We start from the raw sequence: 22,988 nt of genomic DNA, 5'->3' as shown, positions 1-22,988 counted from the left end.
GCATCGATCCGCGCGATCGAACATCCATCAGACAGACACGCCCCTAACTGCCGGTGCTGCGGTAGTGGCGGATGCCGGCCCGCCAGGCCCAGGCCGCACCGGCCACGGCGAGCGCCGCCACCACCGGGGCCAGGAAACGCGCGGCGGTCGGCAGCCCGAGGGGATCGGGCCGGGCCAGGACGTACAGCGCGGGCTGCCAGTTCACGAACGCCACCGGCACGACGAAGGTCAGCAGGACCAGCAGGTGCCTGCTGTAGATCGTCATCGGATACTGGGTGGCAAGGCCCGCGCCCTGACGGGCGGCGGCCACGGCCATGGAGGCGTCCGGCGCGACGAACAGCCACGCACAGCCAGTGACGATCAACGAGCCGGCGATCAGCGCGCCGCCGGCGACCATCAGCGGGATCAGGATGATCCGCCCGGGGGTCCAGCGGAGGTCGAGAGCCGCGAGCGACAGCGCGAGCACAGCGGCGGGCTGGGCCAGCCGGCCGACCCGTTGCGGCGAGAACTCGCTGGTCGCCGCCTGCACCAGCGGCGATACCGGACGGGTGAGGACGGCGTCCATTTTCCCGTCCCGGATCTGCCAACCGATCCGGTCGAGCTGGCCGAGCACGCATTCGGCCAACGCGAACGCGGTCGCGGACGTCGCGTAGAGGAAGGCGACCTCGGCGAGAGCGAAGTCCCGCAGGCGGGCCACGTTGGCAAAGACGATCCCGATCGCGGCGAAGTCCAGGGCGGTCGCGAGCGTCTCGGCCATCGTCAGCAGGACCAGCGACGTCCGATACTGCCACGCCGAGCGGAACGCCACGCCGACAAACAGCACGTAGTGCCCGAAGCCGTCCCGTAGCGCGCGCCGTCGGTCAGCCACCTTGTATCACTACCCGGCGCAGCGCGAGCGCGGTCAGCGCCCGGCCGGCGGCCAGCAGCAGCACCGCCCAGCCGGCCTGGAAGGCGAACGCCGTGCCGAGGCCGGCGCCGGTCAGCCGGCCGAGGTAGACATCCATCGGTACCTGGACGGTCGCGGCGAACGGCATGATGCGCGCGAGGGCGCCGAACATCCCAGGGATGATCGTAAGCGGGAGGACCGAACCGGAGAAGAAGAGCGAGGCCAGCGCGGCCACCGCCTGTACGCCGCGGCCGTCGGCCAGCCAGAAGGCGCTGAGCGCGACCAGGTACCGGAGGCCGAAGCTGACCAGCACAGCCAGCGTGAGGCTCAGGGCGAACGCGGCCCAGCGCGACGCGGTTGACGGCAGCCGCAGCCGGAACACCGCCGCGCACACGGCGACCGCGGGCATTGCTCGGGTGAGCAGGTAGACCCAGACCCGGCCGATCTCGTGACCGAACCACCATCGCACGAACCCGACCGGCCGGGCGATGTCGACGACCACATCGCCGGTGCGGATCCGGTACGGCAGGTCGATCACTCCACCGAAGACAGCCACGCACACGCCCACGCCCTGTCCGACAATCATGAATGTGATCGCGCCGGTGGTGTCGTAGCCGGCCAGGTTCGGTGTCTCCCGCCACACCGCCTGTGCGATGTGGGCGCGCAGGATGCCCGTGACAACGGTGGCGAAGACAGCGGCGACCACGGTGGACCGGTAGGCGGTGTAGCGCCGGGCGCTGCCAGCGACAACGGTGGTCCATAAACGTATGGACGCACGGTAACCGACGGTCGTCGGGCACATCCGGAGGAGCCCTGCCAGTGGAGGAATCACGGAGAAATGATCACAGCGGGTCCGTGGTGGGGCAAGGGCGGTTCGCCGTGCCAGCGCCGCTGGCGGGGCTCGCCGCCGGTTGCCGCGATCGCCGGTGGAACCGACAGACACGGCACCCCGTAAGGTGTGTGGCGTGGCACTGATCCTTCTGCCTGCCGTGGATGTGGCCGACGGCCGTGCCGTCCGCCTGGTTCAGGGCGAGGCGGGTACCGAGACCTCCTATGGTGACCCGCGCGATGCGGCGCTCGCCTGGCAGCGCGACGGCGCCCAGTGGATCCATCTCGTCGACCTCGACGCGGCGTTCGGCCGTGGCTCGAACCATGAGCTGATCGCGGAGGTGGTTCGGTCGGTCGACGTGGCGGTGGAGCTCTCCGGCGGTATCCGGGACGACGCCTCGCTGGACGCGGCGCTGGCGACCGGCGCCGCCCGGGTCAATATCGGCACAGCCGCGCTGGAGAACCCCGACTGGGTGCGGGCCGCCATCGGCCGGGTCGCGGACAGGATCGCCGTCGGTCTCGACGTCCGCGGCACGACCCTGTCCGCCCGTGGCTGGACCCGTGACGGCGGCGAGCTGTTCGACGTGCTGGCCCGCCTCGACGCCGACGGGTGCGCCCGCTACGTCGTCACCGACGTCCATCGGGACGGCATGCTCAGCGGGCCCAACCTGGACCTGCTGCGTGACGTCACCGCGGCGACCTCCCGGCCCGTGATCGCCAGCGGTGGGGTGTCGTCGCTGGCCGACCTCGCCGCGATAGCCGGTGTGGCGGGCGTCGAGGGCGCCATTGTCGGCAAAGCCCTGTACGCGGGCGCGTTCAGCCTGCCCGCGGCGCTGGCGGTAGCGGCGGGCCAGCCCCTGCCCAGCCGATGAACAGGCTCACCCGATGACCGTCGCGGTCCGGGTCATCCCCTGTCTGGATGTCGACGCCGGGCGGGTCGTCAAGGGCGTGAACTTCACTGACCTGCGTGACGCTGGTGACCCGGTGGAGATGGCGAAGCTGTATGACGCCGAGGGCGCTGACGAACTGACCTTTCTCGACATCACCGCGTCCAGCGGGAACCGGGAGACCACCTACGACGTGGTCCGGCGCACCGCCGAGCAGGTGTTCATCCCGTTGACCGTCGGAGGCGGGGTACGTTCCGCCGACGACGTCGACCGGCTGTTGCGGGCTGGCGCGGACAAGGTCGGTGTCAACACTGCCGCGGTCGCCCGCCCCGAGCTGGTCCGGGAGTGCGCGCTGCGGTTCGGCAGCCAGTGCGTCGTGCTGTCGGTGGACGCCCGTCGTACCCGTGAGCCAGGCGCCCCGCGGTTCGAGGTGACCACCCACGGCGGGCGGCAGGGCACCGGTATCGACGCGGTTGCCTGGGCGGCGCGGGCGGTGGCGCTCGGCGCGGGTGAGATCCTGCTCAATTCGATGGACGCGGACGGGACCGGGGACGGCTACGACCTGGAGATGATCGAGGCTGTCCGCGCGGCTGTGCGCGTGCCCGTGATCGCCAGCGGTGGCGCCGGGTCGCTCCGGGACTTCCCCCGGGCAGTGAGCGCGGGCGCGGACGCGGTGCTCGCCGCGAGCGTCTTCCATTTCGGCCACCTGCGTATCGGTGATGTCAAGGACGCCCTACGAACCGCCGCGGTACCAGTTCGCTGAACCCGTGTCAGCTGTTGGACGTCCATTGGACATCTGCCCGGTGGACGATGTGATGGTCGGCGATAGTCGATGCCAGTCGGTGGTCGATGCCAGCCGATAGCCACTCCCCGGGTACGGGCCAGTAGCCAACGACGCGGGCGCCGGATATACAGCGGCGCCAGGCGACCGCGGCGTGATTGTGGGACGGCACGTCGCGGGGTCCTTCGATGGGAGCGGGATTCTGGCGGGCTGCTTTTTTGGTTTCCATTCGTCTGGGTGGTGCCAGCGTCGGCGGCGTGGTGAGCGACGAGAGGAGAACCATGCCCGATGATCCGGCGGGATCGACACGGCTGGCTTCCGCAGGTTCACCTGATGTTATCCGCAAAGGTCTGGCAGTCCTTGGGATGGGTATCCGCGAGGAACCTCGCTCGTTCGCCGTGGCGTTTGCCGGCAGTTCGTTGTTCGGTTTTATGACCGTGGCGAGCTCGATCGTGCTCGGCGAGGTCACTGACAGAGTCCTGCTGCCGTCCCTCGCGGCCGGGCGGGTGGCGGCGGGCAGCCTCGCGCTCGCGGCGGTGTCGCTGGTCGCGGTCGGCGTTGCCAAAGCTGTGGGCATGTTCGTGCGCCGGCTTGGCGGCGGGATGATGGCGTTCCGGCTGCAGGCACTCTACCGTCGCCAGGTGATTCGGCAGTATCTGCACCTGCCGCTGTCGTGGCATCAGCGTCACTCGACCGGTTCGCTGCTGTCCAACGCCAACGCGGATGTCGAGGCGACCTGGGCTCCGGTTCTTCCGCTGCCGTTCGCGGTGGGGGTGCTGGTCATGATTGTTGTCGCTCTTGTGGTATTGATCATGACGGATCCGTTGTTGACCGCCGTTGGATGTGTCATTTTTCCGCTTTTTGGGGTCATTAATATCATCTATGGGCGGAAGGTCTCACCGTTGCTCTCACACGCCCAGCAGCTGCGGGCGGAGGTGAGCGCGGTGGCACACGAGTCGTTTGACGGTGCTCTTGTGATCAAGACAATGGGGCGGGAAGCCGCCGAGACAGCCCGGTTTGCACGCAAAGCGGACGAGCTCAGAGCGGCAATGATACGTGCCGGGCGGGTACGCGGCCTGTTCGATCCGGTGATGGACGCGTTGCCGAACATCGGCGTTCTCGCGGTCCTGCTGATCGGTACGGCCAGGATCGCCGCGGGCGCGCTCGATGTCGGCGATCTGGTACGCGTCGCCTACCTGTTCACGGTCCTGGCATTCCCGCTGCGGGCGATCGGCTGGGTGTTCGGTGAACTGCCTCGATCGGTTGTCGGCTACGGCCGGGTACGCGCGGTACTGGACGCCCGCGGCGGACAGGACTTCGGACCGAAGACGTTGAGCGCAGCCGGACCGGCAACGCTGACCGTGGCGGCTGTCACCTACACCTATCCGCGATCGGTTGATCCGGCTGGGCCGGGAGCCCCAGCGCTGGACGCGGTGAGTTTCGATGTCGCCCCTGGCCGTGTGCTGGCCCTGGCCGGACGGACCGGGTCGGGGAAGTCGACCTTGGCCGGTCTGCTGGTCAGGCTCTACGACCCTGACGCTGGCGCGGTCCGCATGGACGGGGCCGATCTGCGGGACCTTGCCGACGGTGAGGTCACCACGAGCGCCTCGCTGGTTTCCCAGCAGGCCTTCCTGTTCGACGACACGGTCCGCGGCAACGTCACGCTCGGCGTGGCCGTGGACGACGCTGCGGTATGGGAAGCGCTCGCTCGCGCACAGGCGGACCGCTTTGTCGCGGCGCTGCCCGCCGGTCTTGACACGCAGGTCGGCGAACGGGGCACCACGCTGTCCGGCGGGCAGCGGCAGCGGATCGCCCTGGCCCGGGCGTTGGTCCGCCAGCCGCGTCTGCTTGTTCTCGACGACGCGACATCCGGCGTTGACCCGCGGGTCGAGGCCGCCATCCTCGCTGGCCTGCGGGAGCGGGCAGGCGCGTCCACGGTGGTTGTCGTCGCGCACCGGCGGGCAACGATCGAGCTGGCTGACGAGGTCGTGTACCTGGATCGAGGACGGGTGGCCGGGCGAGGTAGCCATCATGAGCTGATGGCTACCTCGCCCGGGTACGCGGCGCTGCTGACCGCCTACCAGTCGAGGAGCGAAGGCGACAGCCCGGGTGAGGGGGCCATCGGGGCTGGGGCTGTCGGGACTGCTGAGGATGCCGCGGTGACACGGTGAGCGTCACCGTTCCGGCGCCCCGCCAAGAGGATCCGGATCCTCGGCTGGATGACATGGCCTCGGAGAGCGGCTCCGTGATCCGCGGAACCCGCAACGAGGGACACCCGGTTGCCGGTCCCGACGACACCGGCAGCGCTCCGGCCCGGTCCGGGGAGTCGCTGAGAGTGACGCTCGGTAAGATCCGGCGGCTCGTACCGGAGCTCACCGCGGGCCTGCCGGTGACCATCGCTCTTGCGCTCATCGCCACTGCGGGACGAGTGGTGGTCCCGATCGCGGTCCAGCAGACCGTCGACCACGGCCTGCTGCACGGAGCGCCCAAGCTGCGCGTGGTCGGCTGGGCGGCGGCGGGCGCGATGCTGGCGATCGTGGTGACGGCCGCCGCGGCCTACCGCATGAACGTCCGCCTGTATCGGATGTCCGAGGCCGCGTTGGCGACATTGCGGATACGTGTTTTCGGGCATATCCACGATCTGTCCGCGTTGACCCAGCTGGAGCAGCGGCGGGGAGCCCTCACCTCGCGGGTCACCAGCGATGTTGACCAGATGTCGCAGTTTCTGCAGCTCGGCGGCATGATCTTGCTGTTGTCCTCCGGGCAGATGCTGATCGCGACCGTGCTTATGACGATCTATTCCTGGCCTTTGACCATCGTTGTCTATGCCTCTTTTGTGCCGATGGCCGTTGTGATAAGGCGCTTCCAGCCGCTCCTTGCGCAACGCTACTGGGCGGTCCGAGAACGGGTTGCGGACATGCTGGGCGCGATTGCGGAGTCTGTGGTCGGCGCCGCGGTGGTGCGCGCCTACGGCGCTCAGGCGCGCACCGAGACGCGGGTCGACACCTCCGTCGACCGCTACCGATCGGCGCAGACTGATGCGCAGCGGCTGGTCGCCACGGTCTTCTCGGCCGGTGAGCTGGTGGCGGCATGCGCGACCTGCGCCGTGGTGATCGGCGGGGTGCTGCTCGGGGTGGGCGGTCATCTCAGCGCCGGCCGGCTGGTGGCCTTCCTGTTCCTGGTCACCCTGTTCGTGATGCCGTTGCAGACGCTGACCGAGGTGCTCAATGAGGGCGCGAACGCGCTTGCGGGCCTGCGCCGTGTCCTTGATGTGCTGGACACACCGCAGGATGTCCGCGACCCTGGCTCCGAAACTGGAAAAGATCTTCCTTCTGGCCCGCTCGGGGTGCGTTTCGACGGTGTCGCGTTCGCCTATCCAGGAGGACCGCCCGTCCTGCAGGCCATCGACCTGGACATAGCGCCACAGACCAGGGTCGCCGTGGTCGGTGAGACGGGATCGGGCAAGACCACGCTGGCAAAACTGCTCACGCGGCTGATGGACCCGACAGCTGGCCAGGTGCTGCTCGGCGGTGTGCCCGCGGAACAGGTCCGGTTCGCCTCGTTGCGTCGACGGGTTGTCATGGTCCCGCAGGATGGCTTCCTGTTCGATCTGAGCATCGCGGACAACGTCCGCTACGGATGCCCGGAGGCCGGCGACGCCGATGTTGCGGCCGCCTTCACCTCGCTGGGGCTTGCGGACTGGATCGCTGGGCTTGCCGACGGTGTGCGCACCCGGGTCGGTGAACGTGGGAGCTTGCTGTCCGCCGGAGAACGTCAGCTGGTCGCCCTCGCCCGTGCTCATGTCGCCGTACCGGACCTGCTCGTCCTGGACGAGGCGACATCGTCGGTCGACCCGGCCACGGAGGTGCGGCTCGCCCGTGCGCTGGCCGCGTTGACCCGAGGGCGGACATCGGTCACGATCGCCCACCGGTTGTCCACCGCGGAGGCCGCGGACATGGTGGTGGTGGTCGACGCGGGCCGGGTCGTCCAGCGGGGGACCCACGCCGAACTCGTTGCCGTCCCCGGTGTGTATCAGCGCCTGCACGCTTCGTGGACGGCGGGCGTGGCCGGTGACCTGCCATGACCGAGCACGGCACAATGGGCACGTGTGCGTCCCCGCGTCCCGTCTGGACCCCGCCATAGCCGGTCTGCTCAAGCGCGACGAGGCTGGCCTGTTCCCCGCTGTCGCGCAGCAGTACGACACCGGTGAGGTGCTGATGGTCGGCTGGATGGATGACGAGGCGCTGCACCGCACGCTCACCACCGGGCGGGCCACATACTGGAGCCGCAGCCGTCGTGAGTACTGGGTCAAGGGGGACAGCAGCGGCCACCGCCAACTGGTTCGGTCGGTCTCCCTCGACTGTGACGGGGACACCGTCCTGGTCCGGGTGGAGCAGGTGGGATCGGCCTGCCACACGGGCAGCCGGACATGTTTCGACAACCGGAACCTGCCGGCCGTCGCCGTTACCGTGAAGTCCCCGAGGAGCGCCGAGTCGTGACGACAGGTGAGGTCATTCCGGGCCGGGCTGACTTCCACGCGCTCGCCGCCGAGTACCCGGTGGTCGCGGTCACCCGCCGCCTGCTCGCCGATGGCGAGACCCCGGTCGGGATCTACCGCAAGCTCGCCGGGGGACCTGGAACCTTCCTGCTGGAGTCCGCCGAGAACGGCGGGGTGTGGTCGCGGTACTCGTTCATCGGTGTCCGGGCCGCGGCGACCCTCACCGAACGGGACGGGTCGGCGGTCTGGGTGGGCGGCCAGGCGCCGTCGGGTGTCCCCACCGGTGGTGACCCGCTCGAGGTGCTTCGCGCGGTTCAGTTGGCGTTGCGTACTCCCACGCTGCCGGACGCGCCACCGCTCACCGGCGGTCTGGTCGGCTATCTGTCGTACGACATCGTCCGGCGGGTCGAACGGCTGCCGTCCGGTTGCGTGGACGACCTGGGCATGCCCGAGCTGCGCATGATGCTGACCGCCGATCTCGCGGTTTTTGATCACAGTGACGGGTCCTGTCTGCTGATCGCAAACGTGTTCACCGGGGACGGCGATCTGGACACGGCCTACGACGACGCCGTGCATCGGCTCGAGGTTATGACCGCCGACCTCGGCAAGTGGACCGAACCGACGGTCGCGACCACCATGGTGCCACCAGACCTCTCGCTCGCCGGGTTCGCGTCGCGGACCTCGCCAGAGCGCTTCGAAGCCTCCGTCGAGGCCGCCATCGAGCAGATCCTGGCCGGTGAGTGTTTCCAGATCGTGGTCTCCCAGCGCTTCGAGCGGCAGACGACAGCCGCGCCTCTTGATATCTACCGGGTGCTGAGGGCGTCGAACCCGAGCCCCTACATGTACCTTCTCCGGTTTGATGATCACGATGTCGTCGGGTCGTCGCCGGAGGCACACGTGAAGGTGACGGGCCGGCAGGCGTTGCTGCACCCGATCGCCGGTAGCCGTCCCCGTGGCGCCACGGCCGAGCGGGACGCTGAGCTCGCCGCGCAGCTGCTGGCTGACCCAAAGGAACGGGCCGAGCACGTGATGCTCGTCGATCTGGTGCGTAACGATCTGGGACGAGTCTGCACGCCGGGTTCGGTGCGCGTGGTCGAGTTCGCCGCGGTTGAGCGTTTTTCGCAGATCATGCACATTGTCTCCACGGTGATCGGTGAACTTGCTGAGGACCGCTCGGCCATCGATGTCCTCACGGCGACGTTTCCCGCGGGCACCCTCACCGGCGCGCCGAAAGTGCGTGCGATGGAGATCATCGAGGGGCTTGAGTCAACCCGCCGGGGGCTGTACGGGGGTGTGGTCGGCTACCTGGATTTCGGCGGCGATCTGGACACCGCGATCGCCATCCGGACCGCTGTGCTCCGCGACGGGCGGGCCTACGTGCAGGCCGGCGCCGGAATCGTTGCCGATTCCGTGCCGGTGGCCGAGAACAACGAGAGCCGTACCAAGGCTGCGGCGGTGCTGCGGGCGATCGAGATCGCAGAGTCGTTGCGTTCTCCGATATGATCACCCATCAGCGACCCGTCGACATGTCCCCAGGCCACCGTGGACGGCGGCGGGCGATGGCTGCGGCGGTGCTCTGCTGCCTGCTGGGCGCTGTGCTGGTGCTTGTCACCGTCGGGGCGACCTGGGTGCGGCTGAGTGTGGCGGCCGGGGCCGCGGCACAGGAGGCAGCCACGGCCGCACCGCTGGCGGTACGGCTGTCCGGATCGGATCTTGCCCCGGCCGTGACCGGGCTGGGCCTGGTCGGGCTCGCGGGAGTGGTTGCGACCGCAGCCACCAGACGAAGGGGGCGTGTACTCGTCGGTCTGCTGGTTCTGCTGGCCGGCGCGGCAGTCGCCATCGTCGCCGGCCGCATCGCCGCGGACCCGCTGCCGGCCGCGCGCGTCGCCACCCAGGTGCGCCAGATCACCCCGAGCGTCACCACCAACCTGCGCGACATCCGGGGCACAGCCGCGCCGTGGCTTGCCACCTGCGGGGGAGCGCTTCTCGCTCTGGGTGGCGCGATCGTCGCGCTCCGTGGGCACACCTGGTCGACGCTGTCCGTCCGGTACGAGACCCCGGCGGCCCGACCGGTTGATGCCTGGGAGGCCATCGACCGGGGTGACGACCCGACCTGACCGGGGCGGGTCCACCGGCGCGCCGCCCGCGCCGCCCCGTGGCGCCCGTGTCGCGCCCAGCAGGCACGGATGGCCATCGCGGCACCGGTCGCGTGGCCCGGGGAGCACCCAGCCGGCGGGGGTACCGCCGGTATCAGACGCGGCGGCAGACCGCACCGATCGAGTTCGGCTGCCAGGCCGTGGGTCACGGAACATGCCCGCCTCCATCGTTACCTCCACGGTAGAGATCCGGCTGGATGTGGTTCATCGAATGTAATCGAACTCGCGTTCGAGAGTAGGTCATGGCGTGTTCGCGTGGCTAGGGGTGACACGTGCCGATTTCGCCTTTTTTGCGCCACCGCTTGCTCGGTGCTGGTTGCTCGGTGCGGACAGCTCCGCCATCGACAGTTCCGCCGGTTGCCCGACGCGGGGGCCCAGTCTGGCCGAGGCCGGGCTGGGGTCGGGCTGGGGCGCGGCTCACTCTCGGCGGCAACAGAGATCGTTTGACAACGACGAGACAATCACGATGGGTGGGAAGAGGGCGAGCATGCCTGGTGTGGGGCGGTTTTCGGCGCGCCCATGTCGGTGCGTTCCCGGCTTGTGCCAACCACCGGGCAACCGCCGAGTGTGACGGTCAGCGATCCTCGACGGGGGCCTGCTGCCGCCGGCCGCCCGCTGGCCTAACATCGGCGCCATGGCTGAGACAGCCCTGGGCACCGGCCGATGAGTGTCCTCGACGACATCCTTGACGGGGTGCGAGCCGACCTCGCCGAACGGGAGGCCGCGGTCTCCCTGGCGACGCTCAAACGGCGTGTTGAGCGTGTCCCGGATCCGCGGGACGCGCTCGCGGTACTGCGCACTCGAGCCGTTTCGGTGATCGCCGAGGTGAAGCGTCGCTCCCCGTCAAAGGGCGATCTTGCGCCGATCGTGGACCCGGCGGCCCTCGCCGCGCAGTTCGAGGCCGCGGGCGCGGCGGCGGTGAGCGTCCTGACGGAGCGGCGCCGGTTCGGTGGGACGCTCGCCGACTTGGACGCCGTGCGGATGGCGGTGGACGTGCCCGTGCTGCGTAAGGACTTCATCATTTCCCCGTACCAGGTCTTCGAGGCACGGGCGCACGGTGCGGACATCGTTCTCCTGATCGTGGCGGCGCTGGAGCAGCCGCGCCTGATCGGTCTGCTCGACCGCGTCGAGTCGCTGGGCATGACCGCTCTGGTCGAGGTGCACGACAGCGACGAGGCCGCGCGTGCGGTCGACGCGGGTGCGCGCCTGATCGGCGTCAACGCACGCAGCCTCCGGACACTCGAAGTCGATCGCGACACCTTCGCCCAGCTGGCACCGCTGTTGCCCGTGGAGGTGACCAAAGTCGCCGAGTCCGGGGTGCGCGGTCCGCACGACCTGCTCGCCTACGCGGCGGCCGGCGCGGACGCGGTTCTCGTGGGGGAGGCCGCGGTGACGGGAAGCAATCCCCAGCAGGCGGTCGCGGATCTCGTCACCGCGGGCGCTCACCCGGCGACCAGGGTGGGGCGTTGACCGATACAGTCAGCCGATGACCTCCGCTGGAACCGTCGGCCGAACTCCTGAGGATCTCCTCCCGGGCGGCCCGCTGCCGGACAGTGCCGGTCACTTCGGTCGCTTCGGTGGCCGTTTCGTCCCGGAGGCGTTGTTCGCAGCTCTGGACGGCCTGACGGCGGCGTACGCCGCCGCCCGGGACGATCCTGCCTTCGCCGCAGAACTCGACGGACTGCTCACGGCGTATGCCGGCCGGCCCACCCCGCTCACCGACGCGGCCCGGCTGAGTGCCCATGTCGGTGGCGCCCGCATCCTGCTCAAGCGTGAGGATCTGGCGCACACCGGTTCGCATAAGATCAACAATGTGCTTGGCCAGTGCCTGCTCACCCGCCGGATGGGCAAGAGCCGGGTGATCGCCGAGACCGGTGCCGGTCAGCACGGCGTCGCCACGGCGACGGCCTGCGCGCTGCTCGGCCTGGACTGCGTGGTCTACATGGGCGAGCAGGACACCCGCCGCCAGGCGCTCAACGTCGCGCGGATGCGGCTGCTCGGCGCCGAGGTCGTGGCGGTCGCCTCGGGCAGCCAGACGCTCAAGGACGCGATCAACGAGGCCATGCGGGACTGGGTGGCCACCGTGGACACGACACACTACTGCATCGGCTCGGTCATGGGGCCGCATCCCTTCCCGATGCTGGTCCGCGACTTCCAGCGGGTCATCGGTGTGGAGGCCCGAGCCCAGGTTCTCGACCGTACCGGGCGGCTGCCGGACGCGGTGGTGGCCTGCGTCGGCGGTGGCTCCAACGCGATGGGCATCTTCCACCCGTTCATCGCCGACCCGTCCGTCCGGCTGGTGGGCCTCGAGGCCGGTGGTGACGGGGTGTCCACCGGGCGGCACGCGGCCGCGATCGCGGGCGGGGCGCCCGGTGTGCTGCACGGGATGCGGACCTTCCTGCTCCAGGACGCGGACGGGCAGACCCAGGTGTCACACTCGATCTCGGCCGGGCTCGACTATCCGGGCATCGGCCCGGAACACGCCTGGCTCCATGAGACCGGCCGGGCGACCTACCGGGTCGTCGACGACCGCGATGCCATGGACGCGCTGCGGACGGTCGCGCGGCTGGAGGGCATCCTGGTCGCGATCGAGAGCGCGCACGCGTTCGCCGGGGCGTTCGACCTCGCCCGGGAACTGGGTCCTGACGCGGTCGTCGTGGTGAACTGCTCCGGCCGCGGTGACAAGGACGTCGACACCGCGGCCCGCTGGTTTGACCTTCTTGACCATTCATGAGCTGGCCTGGCCGCGGTGGCTTCACCAGATCGTGTCACCGGCTGACAACGGAACGGACGTGCGGTGCAGAGTTTCGCGGGTGACCGAGGCCGATCAGGCGACCAGCGCCGACCAGGTGAGCGGGACCGGCTAAGCCACACATTCGTGCTGGCACGCGAGGCGGCACGAGCGGCGCTGATCGGCTACCTGCCGGCGGGCTTTCCCTCGGTCGACGGTGGTATCAGCGCCATGCTGGCCCTGGTCGAGGCAGGAGTGGAGATCGTCGAAATCGGCCTGCCCTACTCCGACCCGACCATGGACGGCCCGGTGATCCAGGCCGCGACCGGTGCGGCGTTGAGCCGTGGTGTCACCACCCGCGATGTCCTGCGCACGGTGGAGGCGGTGGCCGCGACCGGTGTGCCCACTCTGGTGATGAGCTACTGGAATCCGGTCGAGCGGTACGGGGTCACCGCGTTCGCCCGGGATCTCGCGGCGGCTGGCGGCGCTGGGACGATCACTCCGGACCTGCCCCCCGAGGAGGCCGAGCCCTTGCTCGCGGCCACCGCCGAGGCCGGTCTCGACCCGGTGTTCCTGGTCGCCCCAAGCTCGTCCGACGCGCGCATCGCGCGGGTTGCCGAGGTCAGCCGAGGCTTCATCTACGCGGCTTCGCTCATGGGGGTCACCGGTGCCCGGTCGACGCTGGGCGCGCAGGCGGCTGGGCTGGTGAGCCGGGTCCGAGCGATCAGCGATACTCCGGTCGGGGTGGGCGTGGGCGTCAGCACGCCCGCGCAGGCGGCCGAGGTGGCCGGTTTCGCCGACGGGGTGATCGTGGGCTCGGCGCTGGTGAGCGCGCTGGCCGACGCCGACCGCGCGGGCGATGACCCGGCTGCCGCCGCGGCGGCGGTGCGGCGGACCGTGGCCGCCCTCGCTACCGGTGTGCGCTCGACCGGGCCCGCCCCCCGTCCCCTGCCGTCTGGTAGCGCCTGCTGAAGAGGCTCCGGAACAGGGCGCGTTCGATCAGGGCGCGGCGACCGGGCGGCGCGAGCCGCACAGGCCTGTTGCCGGAGCCTTCTTTTATGACGATGGCGAGAACGGGCCGTGTGAGCGGCGGTATACGTTGGGCCTCGTGGTCCTAGCCGCGATTCCCAGCCCGTCGACGGGTGTCCTGCACGTGGGCCCCGTCCCGTTGCGGGCGTATGCTTTTATGATCATAATTGGTGTCCTGGTCGCGGTTGTGCTCACCGACCGGCGCCTGCGGGCCCGTGGTCAGCCGGCCGGCCTCGCCGCGGACGCCGCGGCCTGGGCCGTCCCGTTCGGGATAGTCGGTGCGCGGATCTACCATGTGATCACCAGTCCGGACGCGTACTTCGGTGACGGTGGCCATCCGGTCGACGCGCTCAAGATCTGGCACGGCGGGCTGGGGATCTGGGGCGGGGTCGCCGTGGGCGCGCTCGGCGTGTGGCTCGTCTGCCGCCGCCGCGGGACGCCGTTCGGTCTCTTCGCGGACGCCGCGGCCCCCGGGCTCGTGCTTGCCCAGGCCATCGGGCGTTGGGGCAACTGGTTCAACCAGGAGCTCTATGGCCGGGCGACCGATCTGCCCTGGGCTGTGCGGATCGACCCCGCGCATCAGGTCGTTCCCGGTGTCTCGCTCTACCATCCGACGTTCCTGTACGAGTTGCTGTGGGATGTCGGCGTCGCCGGTGTCCTGCTGTGGGTGGATGCTCACCGCAGGCTTGGCCGCGGCAAGCTGTTCATCCTCTACGTGATTCTGTACACCGCCGGGCGGGCCTGGGTCGAGGCGCTGCGCATCGACGAAGCCCACACGTTTCTCGGGATGCGCCTCAACGACTGGGTGTCGATCGCCGTCCTTGCCATCGCGGTGGCCGCCATCCTCCTGCTGCGCAGGCCCGTCGATCCGCCGGCCAGCGCTGGCCCGACCTTGGCGCGGGGGGATGGCGGCCCCACCCCGCGGCCGGCGGCCGAACCCGTGGTACAGGCCATGGCGAACGCCGCCCCGGCGCGGGAGGCCGAGGGGGGCGCTGCGCGGGAGGCCGAGGCAGGCCAGCCGCCGACCGGCCACCCGACAGGGTAAAAGATCCAGCGTTGGGCCTTCTCCCCGTCCCATCGTCCCGTCCCCGCCGTCGGCGGCCGCCCGGTCTCATCGGCCGGCGAAGTATCCCAGCACGGCCCGTAGGAGCGTCCGAGGACAGGGCGTTCGGTCCGGGCACGGCGGCTGAGGAAGGCGTTGGTGGTGGGCGCCGACTGATGACAACGCGGCCGGGCGGGACGCGGGGAGCCGCGAGCCGGACAGTCCTAATTCTCGGGCGCTCTACGGACGGTTTCATGCCCGGTTGGCCACATCGGGCTCCGTGCTCTTAGCGATCACGGCGAATCCCGGGCACACGTGGCACACTCAGGAGTGCGCCTGGCCGGGACAGCCCTGTCACGGTGGCGCGTCCGGACAGCGTCGTCCGCCTCACGGAGAATCCCTGAAGACGGACAGGACCCGCCGGATGCCGATCGCACAAGGCTTGTACGACCCCACATTCGAGCACGACGCCTGCGGGGTCGGTTTCGTCGTGGATGTCCGTGGTCGACGCAGTCATGAACTGATCGAACAGGGCCTCACCGTGCTGCGCAATCTCGACCATCGAGGTGCTTCCGGTTGTGACCCGGACACCGGCGACGGCGCCGGCATCCTGTTGCAAGTGCCAGACGCCTTCCTGCGGGACGTCGTCGATTTTCCACTGCCGCCAGCCGGCCAGTACGCGGTGGGTACGGCCTTTCTGCCGCAGGTCGCCGGTGATCGCGACAACGCTGTCCGCGCGATCAGCCGTATCGTCCGCGGGGAGGGCCTGCGGGTGCTGGGCTGGCGTGACGTGCCGGTGGTCAGCCACATCGTCGGCCGGGCCGCGGCCGAGGTCGAGCCGCGGATGCGGCAGATCTTCCTCGGTCTGCCCGCCGCGGCCGGCGCTCCCGGCGCCGCCGAGGGGCCCATCGATCTGCTGGACCTTGAGCGGCGGGCGTTCTGCGTCCGCAAGCGGGCCCGCCGGGAAGCCGGTGTGTACTTCCCATCACTGTCGGCACGTACCACCGTCTACAAGGGCATGCTCACCACCCACCAGCTGTCGGCTTACTTCCCCGATCTCGATGATCCGCGTTTTGCCAGCGCGATCGCTCTCGTGCACAGCAGGTTCTCAACCAACACCTTCCCGAGCTGGCCGCTTGCCCATCCCTACCGTTATGTCGCTCATAATGGAGAGATCAACACGGTACGCGGCAACCGTAACTGGATGCGGGCTCGCGAGGCGCTGCTAGCCAGCGATCTCATCCCCGGCGACCTGCGCCGGATCTTCCCCATCTGCGCGGACGGCGCGAGCGACTCGGCCAGTTTCGACGAGGTTCTGGAACTGCTCCACCTGGGCGGGCGCAGCCTCCCGCATGCCGTTCTCATGATGATCCCGGAGGCCTGGGAGAACCACGACGAGATCGACCCGGCTCGCCGGGCGTTCTACCGGTTCCACTCGGCGCTGATGGAGCCGTGGGACGGTCCGGCGTCTATTGCGTTCACCGACGGAACGGTCATCGGAGCGGTACTCGATCGTAATGGATTGCGTCCATCTCGTTACTGGGTAACCGATGACGGTCTGGTTGTCATGGCCTCCGAGGTCGGCGTCCTGGATCTTCCCGCGCACAGGGTAGTGCAGAAGGGCCGGCTCCAGCCGGGGAAGATGTTCCTGATCGACACCGCGCAGGGCCGGATCGTCGACGACGAAGAGATCAAGTCGGACCTGGCCGCCGCCGCCCCGTACGGGGAATGGCTGCACGCGGGCCTGATCGCCCTGGATGATCTGCCCGAACGCGAGCACGTCGTCTACGGCCACTCCTCGGTCCGCCGGCGCCAGCAGGTCTTCGGTTACACCGAGGAGGAACTGCGCGTCATCATCGCGCCCATGGCCCGAGCCGGTGTCGAACCCATCGGCTCGATGGGCACCGACACGCCGGTCGCGGTGCTCTCCGGGCGCCCGCGCCTGCTCTTTGACTACTTCAGCCAACTGTTCGCGCAGGTGACCAACCCTCCGTTGGACGCGATCCGGGAGGAGATGGTCACGAGCCTGGGCCGGACGCTCGGCCCTGAGGGCAATCTGTTGGCGCCGTCACCGGCGTCGTGCCGGCTGGTGCACCTGCCGTTCCCGGTTATCAGCAACACGGAGCTTGCCAAGATCGTTGGTATCAACGACGACGGTGACATGCCTGGGTTCGCGGCGGTGACTGTCCGTGGCCTCTACGATGTGGACGGCGGTGGAGCGGCGCTCGCCGAGCGGCTCGACGAGATCTGCCGTGGCGTCAGCGAGGCGATCGCGGACGGTGCCCGCGTCGTCGTCCTGTCCGACCGCGATTCCGATCGGCACAAGGCGCCGATTCCCTCGCTGCTGCTCACCGCGGCCGTCCACCACCACCTCATCCGGGAGAAGACCCGGACCAAGGTCGGTCTCATCGTGGAGTGCGGTGACGCACGCGAGGTCCACCATGTCGCCCTGCTTCTCGGATACGGTGCGGCCGCTGTCAACCCCTACCTGGCCTTCGAGTCGATCGACAACATCCTCGATGGCGGCGAGCTGGCCGGCATCACCCGTGAGCAGGCCCAGAAGAACCTCATCAAGGCGCTGGGCAAGGGCGTGCTCAAGGTGATGAGCAAGATGGGCATCTCCACCGTGGCCAGCTACACCGGAGCCCAGGTGTTCGAGGCGATCGGCCTGTCCCAGCAGCTGGTGGGCACCTACTTCACCGGGACGCCGTCCCGGCTGGACGGTGTGGGCATCGACGTCATCGCGGACGAGGTCGCGGCCCGTCACCACAAGGCGTACTCGGTGGTCTCCTCGGAGCTCGCCCACCGCAACCTGGACACCGGCGGTGAATACCAGTGGCGCCGCGAGGGTGAGGTGCACCTGTTCAACCCGGAGACGGTCTTCCTGCTCCAGCACGCCACGCGCAGCCGTCAGTACGAGGTGTTCAGGCAGTACACCGCCACCGTCGACGAGTTGTCGCGGCGCAGCGCCACCCTGCGCGGCTTGTTCTCGCTGCGCGAGGGACTGCGCCCGCCGGTTCCGATCGACCAGGTCGAGCCCGTGTCGGAGATCCTCAAGCGGTTCGCCACCGGTGCGATGTCCTACGGGTCCATCAGCGCCGAGGCGCACGAGACGCTGGCGATCGCGATGAACCGGATCGGGGCGAAGTCCAACACCGGCGAGGGCGGCGAGGACGCCGAACGGTTCACCCCGGACGCCAACGGCGACCTCCGCCGATCCTCGATCAAACAGGTCGCCAGCGGCCGCTTCGGAGTGACCAGCGAGTACCTCGCCAACGCCGACGACATCCAGATCAAGATGGCACAGGGCGCCAAGCCTGGTGAGGGCGGCCAGCTGCCCGGGCACAAGGTCTACCCGTGGATCGCGCGGACCAGGCACTCGACGGCGGGCGTGGGCCTGATCTCACCACCGCCGCACCACGACATCTATTCCATCGAGGATCTCGCCCAGCTCATCCACGACCTGAAGAACGCCAACCCGCGGGCCCGGGTGCACGTCAAGCTCGTCGCTGAGGTCGGTGTGGGCACGGTGGCCGCCGGAGTGTCCAAGGCCCACGCCGATGTCGTCCTGATCTCCGGGCATGACGGTGGTACCGGTGCCTCCCCGCTGACCTCGCTCAAGCACGCCGGCGCACCCTGGGAGCTGGGGCTGGCCGAGACTCAGCAGACGTTGCTGCTCAACGGCCTGCGCGACCGGATCGTCGTCCAGGTGGACGGCCAGCTCAAGACCGGTCGGGATGTCGTCGTCGGCGCGCTGCTGGGCGCGGAGGAGTTCGGCTTCGCGACCGCGCCGCTGGTGGTCGCCGGGTGCGTGATGATGCGGGTGTGTCACCTCGACACCTGCCCGGTGGGCGTGGCGACCCAGAACCCGGAGCTGCGCGCCCGCTTCACCGGCAGGCCTGAGTTCGTGGAGACCTTCTTCACCTTCATCGCCGAGGAGGTGCGTGAGTACCTCGCGGCGTTGGGCTTTCGCTCGCTGCACGAGGCTGTCGGCCGCGTGGAGGTACTCGACGCGCGCGCCGCGGTCGATCACTGGAAGGCCGCCGGCCTTGACCTCACCCCGTTGCTGCACGCGCCGGAACGTCCCTTCGAGGGCTCCCTGCACTGCACGACCGCTCAAGATCACGGTCTGGACAAGGCCCTGGACAACTCCCTGATCCAGCTCTGCGAGGGGGCGCTGGAGGATGGCCGGCCCGTGTGGCTGGAGATGCCGATCCGTAATGTCAACCGGACGGTCGGCACCATGCTCGGTTTCGAAGTGACCAGGCGCTATGGCGCTGTGGGCCTTCCCGATGACACGATCTCGCTGCGGTTCACCGGTTCGGCCGGGCAGAGTTTCGGTGCCTTCGTGCCGCGCGGGGTGACCCTCACCCTGGAGGGCGACGCCAACGACTACACCGGCAAGGGCCTGTCCGGTGGACGGATCATCGTCTTCCCGCCCAAGGAGGCGCCGTTGCGTGCCGAGGAGAACATCGTCGCCGGCAACGTGCTGCTCTACGGCGCCACGGCCGGCGAGGCGTTCTTCCGGGGCATCGTGGGGGAGCGTTTCTGCGTCCGTAACTCCGGCGCGACCGCCGTCGTCGAAGGCCTTGGCGATCATGGATGCGAGTACATGACCGGCGGCACCGTGGTCGTGCTCGGGCCCACGGGCCGTAACTTCGCGGCCGGGATGAGCGGTGGCGTGGCCTTTCTGTACAACCCGGTCCTGCGCCGGATCAACACCGAGATGGTCGACGTGGACCTGCTGGATGACGGCGACCGGGCGCTGTTGCTTACCCTGATCGCCCGGCACCGGCGGGAGACCGGGTCGACCGTGGCGGCGGGCCTGCTCGCGGACTGGGATTCCGAGCAGTCCTCCTTCGTCAAGATCATGCCTCGAGACTACAAGCGGGTGCTCGCCGCGATGCGCAAAGCCGAGGAGGACGGCCTGCCCGCCGAAGACTTGATCATGTCGTCGTCCCGTGTCTGACCGGCGTTCCGGCAGCGGTCCCGATAAGATCATTCGACAGGAGTGGCATGGCTGACCCGACCGGTTTCCTCAAGCACCACCGGGAGCTGCCGACGCGCCGGCCCGTCGATGTGCGCATCGCGGACTGGCACGAGGTCTACGAACCGTTCCCGGTCGAATCCCTGCGGCAGCAGGCGGCACGGTGCATGGACTGCGGCATTCCCTTCTGTCACAACGGCTGCCCGCTCGGGAACATCATCCCAGAGTGGAACGACCTGGTGCGGCGCTCCGGCTGGGGCGAGGCGATCGAGCGGCTGCACGCGACCAACAACTTCCCGGAGTTCACCGGACGGCTGTGCCCGGCGCCATGTGAGACCGCGTGTGTGCTGGGCATCTCCGATGATCCGGTGACCATCAAGCAGGTCGAGGTATCGATCATTGACCGGGCGTGGGCTGATGGCACGGTCCGGCCGGTCCTGCCGTCCTCCCGCACCGATCAGCGGGTCGCCGTGGTCGGGTCCGGCCCGGCGGGGCTCGCCGCGGCTCAGCAGCTCACCCGGGCTGGCCACAACGTCGTCGTGTATGAGCGAGCCGACCGTATCGGTGGGCTGCTGCGTTATGGCATTCCCGAGTTCAAGCTGGAAAAGCGGCTGCTGGACCGCCGCCTCGCGCAGATGCGAGCCGAGGGCACCGTGTTCATACCCTCGTGCAACGTGGGTGTGGACATCACCGCGGACGAACTGCGCGCGTCCTATGACGCGATCGTGCTTGCCGGTGGTTCGACGATCGGGCGTGACCTGAGCGTGCCCGGCCGGGAACTGGCCGGTATCCATCTCGCCATGGAGTACCTGGTTCCCGCGAACCGGGTACAGCAGGGCGACTGTACCGAATCGCCGATCAACGCGGCGGGCAAGCGGGTTGTCATCATCGGTGGTGGTGACACCGGCGCGGACTGCCTGGGTACCGCGCACCGCCAGGGCGCGGTGTCCGTGCACCAACTGGAGATCATGCCGCGGCCGCCACGGCTGCGTCCCGTGAGCAACCCGTGGCCGACCTGGCCGGTCGTCTACCGGGTGTCGAGCGCGCACGAGGAGGGAGGGGAACGGGTCTTCGCCGTCTCCACCGAATGTTTTCTCGGTGATGACCTGGGTCAGGTCCGCGCGTTGCGCATGCACGAGGTCGCCATGGTCGACGGCCGCTTCGAGCGGGTGCCGGACACCGACGTCGAGCTGGCCTGCGACCTCGTGCTGCTGGCGATGGGTTTTACCGGGCCGGAACGGCCAGGCCTGCTGGAGCAGCTCGGCGTCGCGTTCGACAGCCGTGGCAACGTTGCCCGGGACGCCGGCTGGGCGAGTTCGGTCGCGAAGGTGTTCGTTGCCGGAGACATCGGCCGGGGCCAGTCCCTGATCGTGTGGGCGATCGCGGAGGGCCGGGCTGCCGCCGCGGCGGTGGACCGTTATCTGCGTGGCAGCAGCGATCTGCCCGAACCGGTCGTTCCGACCCGGAGATGATCGTCAGCGGCTGCGGCGCGGGCGGTAGGCTTCTCAGCGATACGCAGGGATCCCGCTGGAGGGCGACGAGGCCAGATGCTGGACAGACGGTTCATCCGGGAGAATCCCGACACCGTGCGGGCAGCCGCTCGGGTCAAGGGAGTCGACCTCGACGTCGATGGCATCCTGCTCCTCGACCGCTCCGTGCGGGCACTGCAGCATACGCTGGACACCGCCCAGCGTGAGCGCAGGGAGCTCGCCGGTGGGTTCAAGGCCGCGGGCGAGGCAGAGCGTGAGCGCCTGCGGGAACGTTCCGGTGTTCTCGACGAGCGGCTGCGCCAGACCCGGGAGGAGCTGGAGCGGGCCAGCGCGCACCTGCGGGACCTGCTGCTGCGGACACCGAACATCCCGTGGAGCGGGGCGCCGGTCGGACCGGATGAGGCGGCGAACACCGTCATCCGGGTGTGGGGCGAGCGCCCGGCGTTCGACTTCACCCCCGTCGACCATGTCGAGCTGGCCGAGAAGCGTGGCTGGGCGGAGTTCGAACGGGCCCGTAACGCCTCGGGGGAGCGAGCGTACGCGCTCGCCGGTGACCTCGTGCTGTTGGAGCGGGCCGTGCACTCCTACGCGCTGGACCTGCTGGCAAGCCGGGACTTCCGGCTGCTGTCGGTGCCGTCGCTGGTCAAGCGTGACGCGCTGGTCGGTACCGGTTTCCTGCCGGGGCACGGTGAGGAGATCTACCAGCTGCCCGGGGACGATCTCTATCTCGCTGGTACCGCCGAGGTCGCGCTGGTCGGTCTGCACTCCGGGGAGATGCTGTCCCTGCGTGACCTGCCGTTGCGCTATGCCGGGATCTCGCCGTGTTTCCGTCGGGAGGTCGGCAGCGCAGGGCGTGACGTCCGTGGGCTGCTGCGCGTGCACCAGTTCGAGAAGGTCGAACAGTTCGTGATCTGCGTGGCCGACGAGGCGGAGTCGGCCCGCTGGCACGCCGAGCTGCTCGGCACCGCTGAACACGTCCTGCAGTCCCTGGGCCTGGCCTACGAGGTGGTGGAGTGCGCCACCGGCGACATGGGCCTCGGCAAGTTCCGGATGAACGACATCAATACGTGGTTCCCGTCGCTGGAGCGCTTCCGGGAGACCCACAGCTGCTCGACCCTGCACGACTGGCAGGCCCGCCGGGCGAACATCCGTTACAAGGACGCTGACGGGCGGGTCCGGTTCGCCCACACGCTGAACAACACGGCGGTGGCAACACCTCGGCTACTGGCCGCAATCACGGAGAACTTCCAGACTGCTGATCATCATGTCCGTGTCCCCAAGGTGCTGCGGCCTTATCTCGGCGACCGCGAGATCATCTGAGAGCGTGTTTGAGATCGGGCTTTCGATCAGTGAGCCGCGTCCAGGCGCCCCCTGGCAAGGCGGAAGGCCGAAGGGATACCGGATGAGTTGTATCGGTTTGGCCGACAACGCAGCCAGGGGGCGCCTGGACGCGGCGAGCCGGAATGATGATCTCAAACGCGCTCTGAGAGTGCCCGGCAACAGGGGTGTGGTTCAAGGAGCGGGGCCGGGGTGCGTAGATCGCGAGGCGGCGGAGGGAGGCACCGGAGGTTGTGGGTGTCGACCGACGACAACGATGCGAGGTGTGTACCCCGGCCCCGCGCGCCGCGTCTCCTGTTGCCGGTCGCTCTCAGTGGTCGGCGCTGGAAGTTCAT

16 protein-coding genes are annotated in these 22,988 nt (G+C 69.2%); 14 read left to right on the top strand and 2 right to left on the bottom strand.

The window, feature by feature from the left end:
- Positions 1 to 43: 43 nt before the first annotated feature.
- Entirely contained in the window at positions 44 to 868 is an 825-nt protein-coding gene (locus tag MJ797_RS08030) for an ABC transporter permease (RefSeq protein WP_239333312.1), read from the bottom strand.
- Positions 861 to 1,718 (bottom strand): ABC-2 family transporter protein, encoded by an 858-nt coding sequence (locus tag MJ797_RS08025; RefSeq protein WP_239333310.1) that lies wholly within the window; start codon positions 1,716 to 1,718, stop codon positions 861 to 863. The genes MJ797_RS08030 and MJ797_RS08025 overlap by 8 nt, the downstream gene beginning before the upstream one ends.
- A 133-nt stretch (positions 1,719 to 1,851) precedes the next feature.
- Here MJ797_RS08025 and priA point away from each other — a divergent pair, with 133 nt between their 5' ends.
- The 14 genes from priA to serS all read left to right on the top strand — a co-directional run bounded on the left by priA (position 1,852) and on the right by serS (position 22,635).
- Positions 1,852 to 2,586, top strand: a complete 735-nt coding sequence (gene priA, locus MJ797_RS08020; RefSeq protein WP_239333308.1) for a bifunctional 1-(5-phosphoribosyl)-5-((5-phosphoribosylamino)methylideneamino)imidazole-4-carboxamide isomerase/phosphoribosylanthranilate isomerase PriA — start codon at positions 1,852 to 1,854, stop codon at positions 2,584 to 2,586.
- Between the two features lie 13 nt (positions 2,587 to 2,599).
- A complete protein-coding gene (gene hisF / locus MJ797_RS08015) occupies positions 2,600 to 3,364 on the top strand; it encodes an imidazole glycerol phosphate synthase subunit HisF (protein WP_239333306.1) in 765 nt (254 codons plus the stop codon).
- 299 nt (positions 3,365 to 3,663) lie between these two features.
- The gene (locus MJ797_RS08010; RefSeq protein WP_374581712.1) at positions 3,664 to 5,553 is read left to right on the top strand and encodes an ABC transporter ATP-binding protein; all 1,890 of its coding nucleotides are present in this window, start codon (positions 3,664 to 3,666) and stop codon (positions 5,551 to 5,553) included.
- 53 nt (positions 5,554 to 5,606) lie between these two features.
- The gene (locus MJ797_RS08005; protein WP_374581731.1) at positions 5,607 to 7,466 is read left to right on the top strand and encodes an ABC transporter ATP-binding protein; all 1,860 of its coding nucleotides are present in this window, start codon (positions 5,607 to 5,609) and stop codon (positions 7,464 to 7,466) included.
- A 22-nt stretch (positions 7,467 to 7,488) separates the two neighbouring features.
- A complete protein-coding gene (gene hisI / locus MJ797_RS08000) occupies positions 7,489 to 7,881 on the top strand; it encodes a phosphoribosyl-AMP cyclohydrolase (RefSeq protein ID WP_239333362.1) in 393 nt (130 codons plus the stop codon).
- Positions 7,878 to 9,383 carry an anthranilate synthase component I gene (locus MJ797_RS07995; protein ID WP_239333300.1) on the top strand — a complete coding sequence of 502 codons (1,506 nt, stop codon included), beginning with the start codon at positions 7,878 to 7,880 and terminating at the stop codon, positions 9,381 to 9,383. Before hisI ends, MJ797_RS07995 begins: the two co-directional genes overlap by 4 nt.
- A 56-nt stretch (positions 9,384 to 9,439) precedes the next feature.
- Entirely contained in the window at positions 9,440 to 9,997 is a 558-nt protein-coding gene (locus tag MJ797_RS07990) for a Trp biosynthesis-associated membrane protein (protein ID WP_239333298.1), read from the top strand.
- Positions 9,998 to 10,699: 702 nt separating this feature from the next.
- The gene (trpC, locus tag MJ797_RS07985; protein WP_239333296.1) at positions 10,700 to 11,506 is read left to right on the top strand and encodes an indole-3-glycerol phosphate synthase TrpC; all 807 of its coding nucleotides are present in this window, start codon (positions 10,700 to 10,702) and stop codon (positions 11,504 to 11,506) included.
- 16 nt (positions 11,507 to 11,522) lie between these two features.
- Positions 11,523 to 12,770 carry a tryptophan synthase subunit beta gene (gene trpB / locus MJ797_RS07980; protein ID WP_239333294.1) on the top strand — a complete coding sequence of 416 codons (1,248 nt, stop codon included), beginning with the start codon at positions 11,523 to 11,525 and terminating at the stop codon, positions 12,768 to 12,770.
- A gap of 63 nt (positions 12,771 to 12,833) precedes the next feature.
- Entirely contained in the window at positions 12,834 to 13,739 is a 906-nt protein-coding gene (gene trpA, locus MJ797_RS07975) for a tryptophan synthase subunit alpha (protein ID WP_374581709.1), read from the top strand.
- Between the two features lie 136 nt (positions 13,740 to 13,875).
- On the top strand, positions 13,876 to 14,841 hold the full coding sequence (gene lgt / locus MJ797_RS07970; protein ID WP_308128294.1) for a prolipoprotein diacylglyceryl transferase: 966 nt from the start codon (positions 13,876 to 13,878) through the stop codon (positions 14,839 to 14,841).
- A 421-nt stretch (positions 14,842 to 15,262) separates the two neighbouring features.
- On the top strand, positions 15,263 to 19,807 hold the full coding sequence (gltB, locus tag MJ797_RS07965) for a glutamate synthase large subunit (RefSeq protein ID WP_239333292.1): 4,545 nt from the start codon (positions 15,263 to 15,265) through the stop codon (positions 19,805 to 19,807).
- A gap of 47 nt (positions 19,808 to 19,854) precedes the next feature.
- Positions 19,855 to 21,297, top strand: coding sequence for a glutamate synthase subunit beta (locus MJ797_RS07960; RefSeq protein ID WP_239333290.1), 1,443 nt, complete (start codon positions 19,855 to 19,857; stop codon positions 21,295 to 21,297).
- A 75-nt stretch (positions 21,298 to 21,372) separates the two neighbouring features.
- Entirely contained in the window at positions 21,373 to 22,635 is a 1,263-nt protein-coding gene (gene serS, locus MJ797_RS07955) for a serine--tRNA ligase (RefSeq protein ID WP_239333288.1), read from the top strand.
- Positions 22,636 to 22,988: the final 353 nt, after the last annotated feature.

Source organism: Protofrankia sp. CiP3 (genome assembly GCF_917627345.1).
Classification (GTDB): domain Bacteria; phylum Actinomycetota; class Actinomycetes; order Frankiales; family Frankiaceae; genus Protofrankia.
This window is presented reverse-complemented; position numbering and strand designations above follow the sequence as displayed.

Coding starts and splice junctions, on each gene's coding strand:
- hisF (WP_239333306.1), top strand. CDS start 2,600: ATGACCGTCGCGGTCCGGGTCATCCCCTGTCTGGATGTCGACGCCGGG.
- MJ797_RS08010 (WP_374581712.1), top strand. CDS start 3,664: ATGCCCGATGATCCGGCGGGATCGACACGGCTGGCTTCCGCAGGTTCA.
- MJ797_RS08005 (WP_374581731.1), top strand. CDS start 5,607: ATGGCCTCGGAGAGCGGCTCCGTGATCCGCGGAACCCGCAACGAGGGA.
- MJ797_RS07990 (WP_239333298.1), top strand. CDS start 9,440: ATGGCTGCGGCGGTGCTCTGCTGCCTGCTGGGCGCTGTGCTGGTGCTT.
- trpC (WP_239333296.1), top strand. CDS start 10,700: ATGAGTGTCCTCGACGACATCCTTGACGGGGTGCGAGCCGACCTCGCC.
- trpB (WP_239333294.1), top strand. CDS start 11,523: ATGACCTCCGCTGGAACCGTCGGCCGAACTCCTGAGGATCTCCTCCCG.
- gltB (WP_239333292.1), top strand. CDS start 15,263: ATGCCGATCGCACAAGGCTTGTACGACCCCACATTCGAGCACGACGCC.
- MJ797_RS07960 (WP_239333290.1), top strand. CDS start 19,855: ATGGCTGACCCGACCGGTTTCCTCAAGCACCACCGGGAGCTGCCGACG.
- serS (WP_239333288.1), top strand. CDS start 21,373: ATGCTGGACAGACGGTTCATCCGGGAGAATCCCGACACCGTGCGGGCA.